The organism is Stieleria varia, assembly GCF_038443385.1.
Taxonomy (GTDB): domain Bacteria; phylum Planctomycetota; class Planctomycetia; order Pirellulales; family Pirellulaceae; genus Stieleria; species Stieleria varia.
On sequence record NZ_CP151726.1, the window covers coordinates 636,805 to 652,045 of the forward strand.

Sequence of the window (15,241 nt, forward strand, 5' to 3'; positions counted from 1 at the left end):
ACCCGGGACAAGCCCTGCGGAAGCATCGTGCAATTGCTACGCAATCCGATAATGCAACAACACCAATCTTTTAACAGTTTAGCCTTGCGGTACCATCAATCGGACGCACCCTGTGCATCAACCGCAATGCGATTTGGAGATAGCTTCCGACGCGCCACGACTCCCGGCGTTTCTGCCAACACGAGAAACCCGGGGAAACATTGTTTGCCGCGCGGGTTTGGCCGACGACCACATGATGTCTTGGGCCTCGACCGGTCCGCCATCGGACTCCGTCTGCCAAGGCACCCCGTCGGCATCGTTCTTACCCACAGTGGTCGACCGTGAAAAACGAAACCCGAGGAACTCGAACGGATGATCCATATCGATCATTTTCGTCTTGTCCGCGTTCAACTCCAGCCGCAGTCGCTCGGCTTCGGCCTCCGCACGCCGGAAGATCTCGTCCGCGCGATCATGGCTGCGACACAGAACTAGAAAATCATCGGCATAGCGAACCAGGATCGAATCGTCGGGGCACAGGTGTTCGTCAAACTGATCCAAGAACAAGTTGGCCAACACGGGTGACAACGGTGAACCGGTCGGCAATCCTACCCCCGGCGACGGCGAACCGGCCGACACACAATTCATGATCCAATCGATCGTCGCATCGTCTCGCAAATAAGCGGCCAAACGCTCTCGCAACAGCTGATGATCGACATGATCAAAGAACCCCAGGAAATCTGCTTTGATTGCCCAGGTGTAGCCGTCACGTTTGGCTTGCTTGATCCTCCGGGCGGCCTGAGTGCGTCCCAGACCGCGACGGTACGCCATGGACGACGACTCCAGAAATCCATCGATCCCATCGGCCAGCAAGGGCAACAGCACTTGTTGGATCGCGCGATCGCGACGGGTCGGGATCGCCAGCATGCGTTCGCCGCCGGACGGCTTGGCGATTCGAACCCGATGATGCGGATCACATCGGTAACTTCCCTCACGGACTTGGGTCACGCCCGTCAACAACACACCGCTGCCCAGTTGCAGTCTCGTTGTGATCTTCTCCGCCTCCGCCGGGTCGATCGCGTCGGCAGCCAATTCAACCAACGACTGTCCCCGAGGACATCGATACACCTGATCCCCCAGTTCCGCGATCTCATACTCGCCGAACCCGAAACGGGTACTTTCGCCGACACGACAATACTGTCCCAACACCAGTGCGATCCGATCGATCTCCGTTAATCCCGTCAGCGTGATTTGGCCGACCGCCCCGCCGAGCGTCTTGCGAGACTTTTCGGATCCATAGCCCACGTCCAACCATACCAGGCGATTCTCGGTGACGTTGACTTGCTGGTCGGCATTGTCGGGAGCAGTGTTCATGGCACCAGCATTCACTGGACCGGGCCAACCCAGCTCATGCAATCGTCCCCGCAGTCGAGAGAGAAACGTGTGGGCGGGAAAGATGCTGTCGTCAAAGAACGAATGCCCATCGCGTCGACGGTTTTTGGGCAACGAGCATCGCAGCGGCGTGACGAATCGCAGCGTTAGCGCATCACGGTGGTTGATTTGATCAAGCTGACGGGTGGTGAAGGCGGGATCGACGCGTCGGGCCAACCGAGCGGTTTGAATCTTCTTGCCGGCCACGATGTCATCGATCGGCCCGAGGGAAAATTTCCCTAGCCGCTGCGACTTCGGTGGCCGCCGTCCGATCGCTCGCAGCCCATCTATCAAATCCTGCAGCGTCTGGTGGCCTTGACCGATCGTCGGCGATATCGCGGTCAATCCGATCGTCAGTGGGCAATCAGGACCGAGGTGCCGCACACCTTGATCGGGCGCGTTGAGCAGGATGCCATCGGGCATCGCGGGCTCACAGTGATGTTTGGCGGCATACGCATTGCAGAGTAAAGCATAAACGAGTGCAGCGTGATGCGGCGCCACCCGTCGACTTTGTTGGGGTCGAATTTGGAATCGAATGCGAGTGACGTTGAAGGGCAATCGAATCAGTGATTCATCCAAAGTCGACGACATCGTTCACCCTCAACATCAAACCTGAGTCGCGAAAGCTCACGGCAAGAACGGCGTGAGCTTCCTGAAAAGCGTCTCAAGTTTAACGCAGCAAAAAGCACGCGAGTGACAACGATAGAAAGAAAAAAAATCAGCTGCCCCCACACGTACGTCAGGCTTTCTAGCCTGACATGCACTGCTAAAGCTTTCACTCACGTCAGCTGCCCCTCATTTTGCGACCCAACAAGTACGTCAGGCTTTCTAGCCTGACATGCACCGCTAAAGCTTTCACTCAAGTCAGCTGCCCCTCATTTTGCGACTCGCGCTATCCTGAACTATCAACGGTATGAGTTTGTGGCATTCTCGGTTTACGCAAGATCTATTCACTGCTTCCGCCGGGCTTGCCCCGGTTCGGAGCAACAACTGGCAGCTACCGTCAATACAGCACATCACCTCCCCATCGCCCGAGAATCGCCTTCGGCGATTCTCGGGCGATGGGGAATTTCCGATAGCGTGCGAGGGTAGCCGTCAGTTGTTACCTCCGCCGAGACAAGCTCGACGGAGGGAGCTTCGCGGAACAAGCCTTGCGAACCTCAATCACGTCACGCCCCCAACTTTTTGCAAGCCCAGCCCGATACCTCATGCGAAGAAAAACAAACGGGGCCTCCGTCTCAATCGAGTCAGCTGACCTTATTTTTTGACCCAACAAGTACGTCAGGCTTTCTAGCCTGACACACACCCGGTGAAGCTGTCACTCAAGTCAGCTGACCCTCATTCTGCGACGGTTCAGCCGAGCCGAAATCGTTCAAATGCAACGAGAAGGGTTTCAATCGAGTCAGCTGACCCTCATTTTGCGACCGATGTCATCGTCGATGAAAAGATCGCCGGCATCGTGTGCCAAGGGTTTCAATCGAGTCAGCCGACCCTCATTTTGCGACAACGCTCCTGCGATGAAAGTCAAAGGTGTCATCGGCAAGTTTCAATCGAGTCAGCCAACGCCCATTTTGCGACCCGATACGTACGTCAGGCTTTCTAGCCTGACTTGCATCGGTGAAAGCTTCAATCGAATCAGCTGACCCTCATTTTGTGACTAAAACGGTGACTGAAGAAATCACCGAAGCGGATCAGAGTTTCAATCGAGTCAGCTGACCCTCATTTTGTGACAAAGTAGACAAGGTGAAAACCGCTGTTTCCTTTACCCCCGAGTTTCAATCGAGTCAGCTGACCCTCATTTTGCGACGTAGTATCATGACCGAACGCAATGACATCGTCCGAATGTTTCAATCGAGTCAGCTGACCCTCATTTTGCGACAACACGGGAAGGTTCAAGTCATCAGCATGGATGTGGTTATGTTTCAATCGAGTCAGCTGACCCTCATTTTGCGACAACATGAAGGGCGAAATTATAGATTTTGTCCTAAGCGCAGTTTCAATCGAGTCAGCTGACCCTCATTTTGCGACTATAAGGGGCACCCAAGATATCAGGAGTACTTGACTTTGTTTCAATCGAGTCAGCTGACCCTCATTTTGCGACCGCGGTTTCTTGGGCCACTTTCGAATCGTAACGGCTAAGTATCGCGGCGGCAAGCTTTTACGTTGATTCATCTCAGAAATCTGAAAATACGAACATCCGCAGCGCCGCCCAGCCTGACACTGCCGGTGGCAAACGGCTTGTCGTTTCCTTACCGCGATCAAACTCTGACCGCTGTCGCAAGTCCGGGACAAGCATCGAACCTCTCACGACGCGCCCACATCCGGAGCTGCTGTCTCGCGAGCTATCTGGCTCAGGCACACTCTCAGCCAAAACAGGGCGCGTTCAACTTGCACGGCGCTTTCACCGAGGAATTTGGACGAGAACGAGTAATCCCTTGCGGCATCTCTCGGGTGAGAGCAGCGTTTGCGCACAATTCCGACGCGTATCGCCCCCTCAACCGGACGAAGGCTGAACGCCTCGTCCGACTTCTCCCCCAACAAGTCGAGGAAGAGGTGGCATGCTGAACTTGGGGAACGATCCCAGAGAATGACAACGAAATTCGATTAACCGCCGACACGCAAACCAACAGCACTGAACCGCAACACGCACCCTTCACCTCCCACCAGTGCGCTGGCCTATGAAATCTCTTGACGGACAGGCAGAATCTGGTGTTTGTGTTGGTCAGATTGAAATCAGTTCACCGATTCAGGCTGACCGGCATACTGCTCGCTCGCGCCGTCCCCGCACAGGTTTCCTCCCTTTTGAGTGCTTCGCATATCTCCGTTCGCGGCTGCCGCGTTCATAACCTCAAGAACGTCGATGTCGACGTTCCCCGTGGCAAGCTGGTTGCGATCTGCGGGCTCTCCGGCAGTGGCAAGACTTCGCTCGCCCTGGACACGCTGTACGCCGAAGGTCAACGCTGTTACATCGAGAGTTTCTCGGCCTACACCCGCCAGTTTCTGCAGCGATTGGACAAGCCCGATTGTGAACAGATCACGGGGATTCCGCCGGCGATTGCGGTGACCCGCGCCGGTGGTTCCAAGACCAATCGCAGCACCGTCGGCACCGCCACCGAAATCGCCGATCACGTGCGATTGCTGTTCGCCAAGTGCGCCCAACTATTCTGCCCGAGTTGCGGACTGGCGGTGCGAAGTGATGATCCTGCGTCGGTGGCGTCAGAAATGAGCGGGCAGACTGGTCGTGCGATGATTGGATTTCCCGTATGGCTGCCCGACAAAACCAGCGGCGGTGAAATTCTGCTCGGTTTGCAACAGGAAGGCTACTTGCGATTGATCGCCGATGGACAAACCTTTCACCTCTCCGATTCCGACCGCGGCGCGTTGGCAAAAAAAATCGGCCGCAAAGGAATCGAGTGCATCGTAGTCGTCGATCGCGTCGCCGCCGATGCCGAGTTGACACGATTGACCGAATCCTTGGAAACCGCGATGGGGGAAGGACACGGCCGTGCCGTGGTCGTGACCGAGGTCGCCCCGTCGGACGATGCATCGGCGTTGGGTGGTAAAGTCGTCTCGATCGACGATCGATCTTGGGCGTCTCGCACCATCAGTCGTGAACGGCGATGCGATGCGTGCGACCTGGACTTCCCCGATCCCACGCCTCGGCTGTTCAATTTCAACAACCCGTTGGGTGCTTGCGAAGCCTGTGAGGGATTCGGTGAGACCGTCGAGAACGACATGAATTTGATCGTTCCCGATCCGTCGCTTTCTCTGGCCGAGGGAGCAATCGCGCCGTGGCGGACGCCGGCCTACGAACATGAACTACAGGAGTTGCTGGAACTGGCACCGGACTACGACTTGCCCGTCGATGTGCCCTTCAGCAAACTCACCAAGAAACACCTCAAGTTGATCGAGCAAGGTGTCCCGGAGCGAAAGTTTGGCGGGCTCAATGGATTCTTTGCCTGGCTGGATCGCAAGAAATACAAGATGCACATCCGCGTCTTTGCTTCACGATTCCGCAGCTATCGCACTTGCACCCAATGCAACGGCCAACGGCTCAAGCCCACGGCGCTGGCCTACCGGATCGGTGAACATCACGTCGCAAACGTGCTGTCGATGACGGCGGACAATGCCCAAGCGTTCGTCGCCGACCCGCCGTTGGAAAAACGCGAACGGACGATCGCTGCCGAACCGCTGCGACAACTGGCCGACCGCATCGGCTACTTGCAAGCCGTCGGGCTGGGATACTTGCAACTGGACCGCACACTGCGGACGCTCTCCGGCGGTGAAACACAGCGGGTTTCGTTGACCAGCGCGTTGGGCGGCAGCCTCGTCAACATGCTGTACGTGCTCGACGAACCGACTGCGGGTCTGCATCCCGCCGACGTTCGCGAACTTGCCACCGCGATCCTGTCCCTGCGTGACCGTGGCAATACCGTGATCGTCGTTGAACACAACGAAACCTTGATCGAGATGGCCGACGAGGTCATCGAAGTCGGACCGGGGGCCGGCGTCGGTGGAGGCGAAATCGTCTTCCAAGGCACCGCCAAACAACTTTTGAAATCACCGGACAGCCTCACCGGGCAATACCTTTCCGGACGACGCGGTGAGACACTGCGACACCACACCGCCCGCACGCCTCGCGGAACGATCACGTTGCGAGGTGCCTCCGGACACAACTTGCAAAACGTCGATGTCGAGTTTCCGCTCGGTGTCCTGTGCGTGGTGACCGGCGTCTCGGGCAGCGGCAAAAGCACGCTCGTTCAAGACACGCTGTACGCGGCGATTCGTCAACAGAAACTCGGCGACGCGATCCAGCCACTGGAGATGGAGTCGATTCGCGGCTTGAGTCAGATCGAAGACTGCGTGATGGTCGATCAATCGCCGATCAGCCGCAGCCCGCGCAGTTGTCCGGTGACATACGTCAAAGCGTTTGATCCGATCCGCAAGGTGTTTGCCGAAAGCGTCGACGCACGGTCACGTGGTTTGACAGCGAGCCACTTCACTTTCAACGGTGTCAAAGGTCAGTGCCCGCAGTGCGAAGGTGCCGGGGTACTGGAGATCGACATGCAGTTCTTGGCCGATGTTTCGATGCGTTGCCCTGGATGTCGAGGCACGCGGTTTCGAGACGAGATCCTGCAAGTCCGTTACCGAGACCGAACCATCGCGGACGTGTTGGCGATGTCGGTCCACGAAGCCTACCAATTCTTTCGCGGCAGCGTGAAAGTGCAAGCGAAGTTGAAACGGATGATCGACGTGGGCCTGGGTTACATCGCGTTGGGTCAACCGGCGACGACGTTGTCCAGCGGCGAAGGCCAGCGGCTGAAACTGGCCGCATTCCTCGGTTCATCTCAACGCAAGCGGACGTTGTTCATCATGGACGAGCCAAGCACCGGATTGCACTTCGACGATCTGGTACGACTGGTCGATTGTTTCGACGCGTTGATCGCCGACGGGCATTCGCTGTTGGTGATCGAGCACAATCCATTGCTGATGCTGTCGGCGGATCACTTGATCGATCTGGGCCCGGGGGCAGGAACCTCTGGCGGCCAAGTGGTGGCGACAGGCACGCCGGGGGAAGTTGCCAAGTGCAAACAGAGCGTGACCGGCCGGGTGCTCAAAGCAGAGATGAAACGGAGTTAGCCACGTAGACGCGTCTCTCCGAGACGCGAAATTGCGAGCCTCGGGGGACGTGCGGAAAATATGTGTCGCGAAATCCACGTAGCAATCATCGCTTCGCGTGATTTTGGCAACGGGAGAGGACACTTATTCTCCAAACCGACCACGAAGTGGTTAAACAACATAGCCTGGGGTCGCGGCGAAGCCAGCGCACCCCGGGTTAGCTCCGATAGCTGCGGAGCAGCGACAGCATATAGCATGGGGTGCCAACCCCATGTTTCTGCAAGCGAGTCCGCCCAGAAGCTGCGGAGCAGCGACAGCATAAAACGTTTGGTGTAGCCCACAGCACGCGGTGGCCCGGATGCAATCTGTCGCCGCTCCGCGGCTCGTTGGCGGCGTCGGGCGGTGTTCACCTGGGGCTCTCGCCCCAGGCTGTATGCTGTCGTCGCATCCGCGACTGAGGGGATTGCTATTCTATTCACGTCCCGAGAGGCTCGCCTACGTGTTCAACGCTCACTGCGCCACGTAGTTCGAGTTCTGAACCCGGTATCCTTGGCGGATGTTGAAGTGAACGTTTCCAAAACCGAGAGATCGCAGGAATTCCACCGCGGCAAGCTGTGGCTCTGACTTTTCTTTGGCCAACAGGTGTGGCTCGTCGGTGTCCTTCTCCGGAGCGGTGATGGTCAAACGAAGCGTCACCGCACGGCCGGCTCGCTCTTCGGGGCCGAGCTGAAGCCCAGACAAGGCAGCCTGAATCGCTTCCTTCGCTTCATCATCCAACAGCACCATCGCATCAAGTGGTCGCTCCTTTGTGCCGTCGATCAAAACATCCGTGTCGCTCAACAAGTGTCGTCCCAGCGGTGTAGCCACGGGATAGACTCTCCAGTCACCTTCGTGCGACGGATCTTCCAAGGCAGCTTCGTCGCCCTCCGGCAATCCTTTCCAAGCGGCATCGCCATTGGCGTAACGACTTGAGACACGAACGCTCTCAAATCCACTTTCTTTACACATCTGCTCGACAGGTGCTTTGACGAACATTCCAAATGCATGCTCGGCGCCCACACCACCGAACTCAAACTTCAAATACAGCTTCGCTTGCTCATGTTCTTCAGCGAGTTGCTTCAGTTGCTGTTGGAATGCAGCGAAGTTCAACTTGGCCGGTGTGATCTGCAGCGTGTTGACATCGACATAAGCCGTCACATCAATCTCTGCATACACATCAGCCGTCTTGTCGCCCAGCAGCATACGTTGTAGTTCGGTCGTGATCGGAGTGACGATAAAATTATCGACCGGCTTGATCTTGGCCTGGAATGCTTCGCGGAGTCCGTTGACTCTCAAACCGGGTGGGAACTCAAGCGTTAGCTGCTCCTCTGGGATCTCGACATTGAGTTCCCAGTCAGCACAGACCACATCGCACTTCATGATGATCGGCGCTTGGCCAATACCGTCTGGCGTTAAGCCAAACATTCGTGTCCAAGCGATCTTGGGGGCCCACACGCCGTCGGCGATCTCTTGATGCCCGAAACAATCGACACTGTAAATGGCTTGCCAAGGGTCCTCAGGCAGTCGACGAGTGAGATTCCGGCGGCGGACAACGACATAGTCGCGTTGTGGATCGATCCAATACTGAGATTTATATTCGCCATTGTTCTCTACGGGATTGGACTCGACGACGATGACCCGATGACCGTCCCACGATTCGTTGCCAACCACAACGGCACCATCGGTGAGCAACTCGCTCACATCAAAGCCTTGATGATGTGTCAACAGATCCAAGGGAGGAACACCGGTGCGCATGAGACCTGCTTGCACACTGCCTCGTCGAGAAACGGTTCCGTCTTCGCGAGTTTCTTGGCGAAGCATTGCTCCTTGCCTGCCATCAAACGTCGCGTGAACGTCAAACTGAGTGCTGTTCACGGTTCCGTCCACACGTGTCTCAACGGTTTGTCCTTTGGCACGGTTCCATCCGCGTCCGTCGCGATCCTGTTGCCATTGCTCGGTGAAACTGGAGCGTGTTGATTGATCACGCATCCGCATCGCCTGGATCATTGCCAAACTGTTCTCGGAGATACGTTTGGCTTGCATCGTCACGGAAACGGATTGGACGGCCTCCTCCGTTTTCTGCAGTCCCTTGAGTACCTGCGCGATCGTTAGCTCGGATGCTGAATCTTGCGCGACTGCACAGATAGAAACGAAAGCCAGTGCGATGCTGAGTGTGTAGCGATTGAACATGATGCAATAGCCACTTGGACGCGTCTCTCCGAGACGCGAAATTGCGAGCCTCGGAGAGGCTCGCCTACGTGTTGTGAGTGGGTAATGCATAATTGCCTCACTACTTGGCGATGAACGCCACGTCGTCGGAGCTGATTTTCAGCGTCTCCGGCAAATCGCGGGCGTCGAACCGGATCAGCAGTGTGTGTTCGCCGGGGGCGAGTTTGGTTTCAAAGACGTTGCCGGAATCGGCCGGCGCTATCGGTTCTCCGTCGATCCACCCGTCTGCTTTCTCGACACCGTCGATGGTGAACGTTGCGTCCGTCGCCGATCCGGTTTGGACCGTCGTTCGTACATAGATGTTGACCAGTGAAATGTGAATCGGCTGCTGGGTTGCTTTCTGCAACACTTCGCGAGAGATCTCACCACTAAGTCTTGTTTGGATGGGATTCCAGCTCACGGCGGCTCGACCGGCGGGCAGCGGGCCGCCGGAGATGACCGCTTCGGTGCCTTGTTGCTCCAAGCGGTGAGTGCCTGGCAACACTTCGACCCTACGTGCCACATTTTGACGACTGGCGTCGAACGGACCAGGTTTGCCCAACTGGGTCAGGAAACTGATCAGGTCGACTTGATCCTGTTGACTGATGCGATCTAGCAGACCCGCAGGCATCAACGATTTCCCTGCTTTCTTTGCCGTGATGTCGTCTTGGGAGACACGGACGATCTTGTCCGCGGCGTCACGCAAGACCACTTCGTCGTCGTTGCTTTCGATCTCGATTCCGGTCAGCACTTGTCCCGACTCGGTCAGCAGGATCACGCTGTGGTAGTTTTCTTTGATCTTGGCGTTGGGGTCGTAGAGTGATTCGATCAAGTAATCGATCGGAGCACTGGCGCCGAGGCTGGTCATGTCCGGCCCGACTTTGCCACCAATTCCACCGATCGCATGACAGGTAGCGCACTGCAACTGTTCACGACGATAGATCAATTCTCCGTTATGTGGATTGCCTTTGGTTTGCACCAGCTTGGTGATCTCGCCGATTCGCTCGGGCGACCAATCGGCGGCAGTCATTGACAGTCCCGTCATCGGCATCAACGCGTCGACCAGAGCCTGGGCGTCGCGTCCGCCTTCCTGAGCCGCTCGAACACCGGCTCGTGCGGCCACCGTGGTTAGTTCGGTCGGCAATGCTTTGATCAAAACGTCCTGCGATTTGGGTGCGTTGAGCATGTTCCGCCATAACGAAACAGCCGTGGGTTCATCTGTCACATCGCCCAAAAGTGCATAGAAGGGTCCGACGGCTTGCTGGGCTCCGGTAGCAGCTAACGCGGAGACCGCAGCTTGTCGAATCGCCATGGGAAAGCTTTCGTCGGTCAGAGGCGTCAATTGAGCGATGGCGGCTTCGTTGCCGATGCCACGTAGCGCAGCGATCGCGGCGATCCGCTCGGGCTCGGCCGTATCCGTGGAGCCGGCGAGCTCGCCCAACGATCCGATCGCGCCGCCGACCTTCCACGCGCCGATCAAATCCATGGCCGATTGTCGAACATTGGGATCGCTCGATTGCAGCAAAGTGTTGAGCGCCAGGAAGGGTTTGTCGCCGACAGTGGGTCGCAACTTGCGTTGACGTTGTGCATCGGCCAGCGCCGAAAGCACCCGTGCCACGGCTGCGTTATCAAACTCGCCTTGAACGGCTTGTTGATACAAGGCGGTCAGTTGCTCTTGGTCACCGGCTTTGGCCACCAGCTCGATCCAAGGACCCTCACCGGAGCGTGGGATTTTGTTGTTGCTCAGGTAATCCTTCAGAAAGCGAGCCGAGCGTTCGGCTGGCAACGATGTCAGGACGAATTCCATCGCCGCTTGTGAAACCGGCGTCCGATTGGCATCGGATGCTTGAGCAAGTTGTTCCATCAACGCGTCCGCGTGATCATTGACCAACAGGAACAGCGCGTGCGACAGGAACCGATCCATCGGGTGATCGGTGACTTGCAAGGCCAATCGGCCGGCGGCGGGCGAGCTTTGACGAGCCAGCGCGCACACCGTTTCCAGTCGGACACGAGGATGATCGTCATGGATGCCGGCAGCAAACAGTTCCAATGCGGTCTGCGAATCGATCACCTTCTCCAGCGGCAGTGCTGCATCCGCCCAGTCGGCCAACACTCGCATCGCGGCAACTCGGATGTTTGCGTCTTGGGAACTCAACAACTGACGCAACAACGGCTCGTCGACTTTGGCGATGGCTTGCGAAAGCCAAAGGCCTTGAAGCCGCGACGCATCGCTGGTCTGACTTGCCAACCAAGTCGTCAACGCGGGCGTGATCGCGGCACCGCGCTCGATCAACACACGGCGTGACTGGTCGACCCGAAATCGGTCGCCGGAGTTCAAGTGATCCAGCAGGACGTCGTCGGCAAGTGTCTGCAGATCGGGAGTTGCTGATTTCGCCAAGCCGGCCGGCGCGATCCGCCAGATTCGGCCGTGCCAGCGGTCGCGTCGCGGATCCCTGAAGTCGACTTCGCCGTGATTGATGATCGGGTTGGACCAATCGGCGACGTACAATGCTCCGTCGGGACCTTGTTTGACATCGATCGGTCGAAACGAACTTTGACTGGTGCGAATCAAATCGTCTGCTTGCTCGGTCACGAAACCGGCGTCTTGCTCGCTGATTTTGAATCGCGTCACCCGGTTGGCGCGAAAGTCGCAGGTCACCAGGGTTCCTTGCCAGTCCTCGGGGTAGGCATCGCCGTAAATGATCTCACCGGAGCAGAACTTGGGGTACGAACCGGGGCTGATCAGATCCAGGACTTGACGGGCACCGGGGACCGGGTTGAAGGTCGCGCCGGGAAAGACGTACGCGATGCCGGCGAATCCCGCGCCATCGGTCATGAACGAGTTGCCGTGGCGGTCAAACTGGTGTCCCCACGGATTCCATAGCCCACGAAAGAACGCTTGCATGTGCCCGCTCTGGGTCGCGTAACGGAAACCGCCACCGGCTTTCATTCGCACCACACCGTACGGCGTCTCGGCATCGGTTCGTGTGTAAACCGACTGGTTCATGTAAAGCCTGCCATCGGGACCCCACCGCAGTGTGTGCAAGTTGTGGTGGGTGTCTTCCGTGCCAAACCCGCTGAGAACGCGTTTGCGTTGGTCCGCGCGTCCGTCTCCGTCGGTATCCTGCAAGAACAACAGGTCAGTGCTTTGCGCGACATAAACGCCACCGTCTCCTGGGATCACACCGGTGGGGATCAGCAAACCGTCGGCGAACACCTCAGACTTGTCGGCCGTGCCATCGCCGTTCGTGTCTTCCAGGACCAAGATCTTGTCCGGTGCCGACTGGCCGACTTCAATCATCGGGTAAGCTTCGCTGCTGGCGACCCATAACCGACCTGATGGGTCAAAGTTCATCTGAATCGGCTTGTTCAACATCGGATTCTCTGCCCACAACGTCACCGTCAGGCCATCGGCCACGGTGAAATCCGGATGCGGCTGCGGCGTAAACTCGGCAAATCGCGACGAAGTTCTCCGTGTGGGCGTTGCGAATGCAGACGGGCGCAGGTTTCTCAGTCGGGCGATCCGTTTCTCGTCCGCAGCGATCAGTTTGTCGTACTGGGGTATCTCGACCGCGTTTTGTCCTTGCTCGTGTTTGCGAAATCCGAACACGTACGCCATGTTCGCCGGTCGTGAACGGTGAAACCACCAGCGATTTTTCTCCAGGACGACGTCTCGCAGCGACTCGGTGTAGCGGTTGTCTTGCCAATCGCTTTCAGGCAATCCGAGCGATTCGTGAATCGCTGAGGCCGCTGCGCGGTATCCGTTACTGTTGAGATGGATCGCATCCTTACGCTCGTTCGCGTCGGTGGCCACGGCGGTCAGATCGACGAAGTGTCCCTGATGCTTTTCCGCCAGTTGTTCGATCGCCTCGGCAAAACGACCGACCAGCTCGCCGCTCAACGCCGACGGGCCGACCGGGGAAAGGGGTGACAAGAACACCAGCTTGGAATCGGACGATTGGGCACGGATATGCTGCACCAAGCGTTCGTATTGCAGTCGGAAGGACGCCAATGCGTCATCTGGGTTTCCCGATTGAGCCGCCTGCAGGGCATCGGACATGCCGTAGCCAAACACAACGACATTGGGTCGGGTCAGTTCCAACTGCTGCTGCAATTGTTTCCAGCCTTCATCCGCCGGCTCACGTCCGGCTTGTAGCAAGCTCAGTCCAAACCGCGAGTCGCCCGCGGGCGTGTCTCCGCTCCAGCCGAGGTTTCGAAACGTGACATCGGCCTGCGGAAACGAAGTCGTCAGCATGACTTCGATCCAACCAAAGTATTGCTCTTGCTCGATCAGCCCGTCACCCAACAGGACGACCCGGTCGCCGTCCGCGAGAGTGAACGGAGGCGATTGTGCGGATAGGTGGGAGCTGCAAGCAATGCAAACAAGAAACGCAACGGCGGACAGGATGCGAATGGAAGTCATAAAAGGTAGGCGGGATCGGACGGACTGGAAGGGGGAAAGGCTGAAAGGGCGGATCGAAGACGACGGCGTCGATGAACCGTCCAGCTAGTTTAGCAACAAGCGACGGGCAACGTGACGTTCACAGCCAGATGACGCCTCGCGGACGCTTGCGGGAAAGAAACCGAGAATCCCGAGCGGCTCTTCATCCCCATTCTCTGTTATTTGCAAACCAACTTGGTCGGGAATCTACCGGGAAAAAGGACAGCAAGTCTTCTCGCCGAGATCACGCGAAGGAGAGACCTGGAACACGAATGATGCGGCAATATTCAGTTGCCAAGCTCGCGGCGTGCGGATTCGAAACCCAGCTTGTCTGCGCCGCCGCCGTCACTGGCACACCACTTGCGTCATCTGGTTGGAGTGAAATCTCCGAGGCTGAATCCCATTCAATCACCTCGTGAGGTCGGATAACTTTCCTCCCCAAAGAAAGATGAACAATGAAACTCTCCATCGCCGCCCTGGCTACCGCCACCTTGTGCGCAGCGTCCGTCATGTTTGCTGGTGTTGCTACCGCGCAGGTCGTTCCCAACATCAATCCAGGTAACGCCCTGAACCGGACAACTCAAGCCATCGGCAACACCGTGCGGAATGCCGAAGCCACCGTTCAGAATGGAATTCGCAATACGGTCGGCAATCTCAATCCTCAATTGAATGCAAACACTCAGTCGAGATTTCAGTCGCAATTGAACTACGACCAAAACAATCCACGGTGGAATCGGAGCAATTCGCAATGGTCGCAGCCTGCCTACGGCAATGGAACCGTCTACGGTAACAGGACGATCTACGGCAATGCACCTGTTTACAACAACGGATACAACCCCCAGCAAGGCTACTCCAATCAGGGCTACTCCAATCAGGGCAACTCCTATGCGGGTAACACCTACGCGGGCAATACCTACGGCGGTTCATCGATGCAAGGAACGACCGATCGGGCGTACCGCCTGCAGTACTCACCGGACGGTCGCGAGTTTATCTGTGTGAACGGACAACGGATCTTCTTCGATCAAAATGCGTCCTCGACAACCGGCATGAGTGCAACCGGTCAACAAGACGCTCGCTATCAATCGGGCTACGGCAGCTACGATCAAGAGATGAATCAAAATGCGTCGTCCAATCAGAATGCTGATCGCAGCAACACCACGAATGAAGTGCAAGATGCAACTAACAATACCACGCAGAATCGCAGTGATTCGGCTGACGTTCAAACGAATGCGGATGCCGACGTGAACGTAGGCGACAATAACCGTGCTTCAGGAAACCTGGATGCACGAGCCAATGCTGGCGAGTCCACTGGTGCCTCTATCGACGCCAATACTGAGAGTCGTGCGAATACGCGAGCCGGTTCGGTTCAGGGTTCGTCGGACTTGGATGCCAACATCGACCGCAGCGGTGATGCAGGTATTTCTGGTTCCGCTAATGCCGGCGGTGCGGTCGAAGACGCTGCAGGATCGATCGACGGGGGAACCTCCGGCGCCTTGGACGTGAACTGATTCTGCAATGTGCGTCAGC

At 57.2% G+C, this 15,241-nt stretch carries 6 protein-coding genes; 2 read left to right on the forward strand and 4 right to left on the reverse strand.

Annotation, left to right across the window (positions count from 1 at the left end; translation table 11 throughout):
• Positions 1 to 117 precede the first annotated feature (117 nt).
• Both Pla52nx_RS02350 and Pla52nx_RS32845 read right to left on the reverse strand, forming a co-directional pair.
• Entirely contained in the window at positions 118 to 1,998 is a 1,881-nt protein-coding gene (locus Pla52nx_RS02350; protein ID WP_146518096.1) for a reverse transcriptase/maturase family protein, read from the reverse strand.
• 811 nt (positions 1,999 to 2,809) lie between these two features.
• Positions 2,810 to 2,944 carry a hypothetical protein gene (locus tag Pla52nx_RS32845; protein WP_408022647.1) on the reverse strand — a complete coding sequence of 45 codons (135 nt, stop codon included), beginning with the start codon at positions 2,942 to 2,944 and terminating at the stop codon, positions 2,810 to 2,812.
• Between the two features lie 1,265 nt (positions 2,945 to 4,209).
• On the opposite strand from Pla52nx_RS32845, the gene uvrA reads away from it, so the two are divergent.
• Positions 4,210 to 7,047 (forward strand): excinuclease ABC subunit UvrA, encoded by a 2,838-nt coding sequence (uvrA, locus tag Pla52nx_RS02355; RefSeq protein WP_146518097.1) that lies wholly within the window; start codon positions 4,210 to 4,212, stop codon positions 7,045 to 7,047.
• Positions 7,048 to 7,536: 489 nt separating this feature from the next.
• Here uvrA and Pla52nx_RS02360 read toward each other — a convergent pair whose 3' ends face one another.
• Complete coding sequence (locus Pla52nx_RS02360) at positions 7,537 to 9,255, reverse strand: hypothetical protein (protein WP_146518098.1); 1,719 nt, start codon at positions 9,253 to 9,255, stop codon at positions 7,537 to 7,539.
• A 100-nt stretch (positions 9,256 to 9,355) separates the two neighbouring features.
• Positions 9,356 to 13,696: a PVC-type heme-binding CxxCH protein gene (locus tag Pla52nx_RS02365; protein WP_146518099.1), complete on the reverse strand. Its 4,341-nt coding sequence runs from the start codon at positions 13,694 to 13,696 to the stop codon at positions 9,356 to 9,358.
• 473 nt (positions 13,697 to 14,169) lie between these two features.
• On the opposite strand from Pla52nx_RS02365, the gene Pla52nx_RS02370 reads away from it, so the two are divergent.
• On the forward strand, positions 14,170 to 15,222 hold the full coding sequence (locus Pla52nx_RS02370) for a hypothetical protein (RefSeq protein WP_146518100.1): 1,053 nt from the start codon (positions 14,170 to 14,172) through the stop codon (positions 15,220 to 15,222).
• Positions 15,223 to 15,241: the final 19 nt, after the last annotated feature.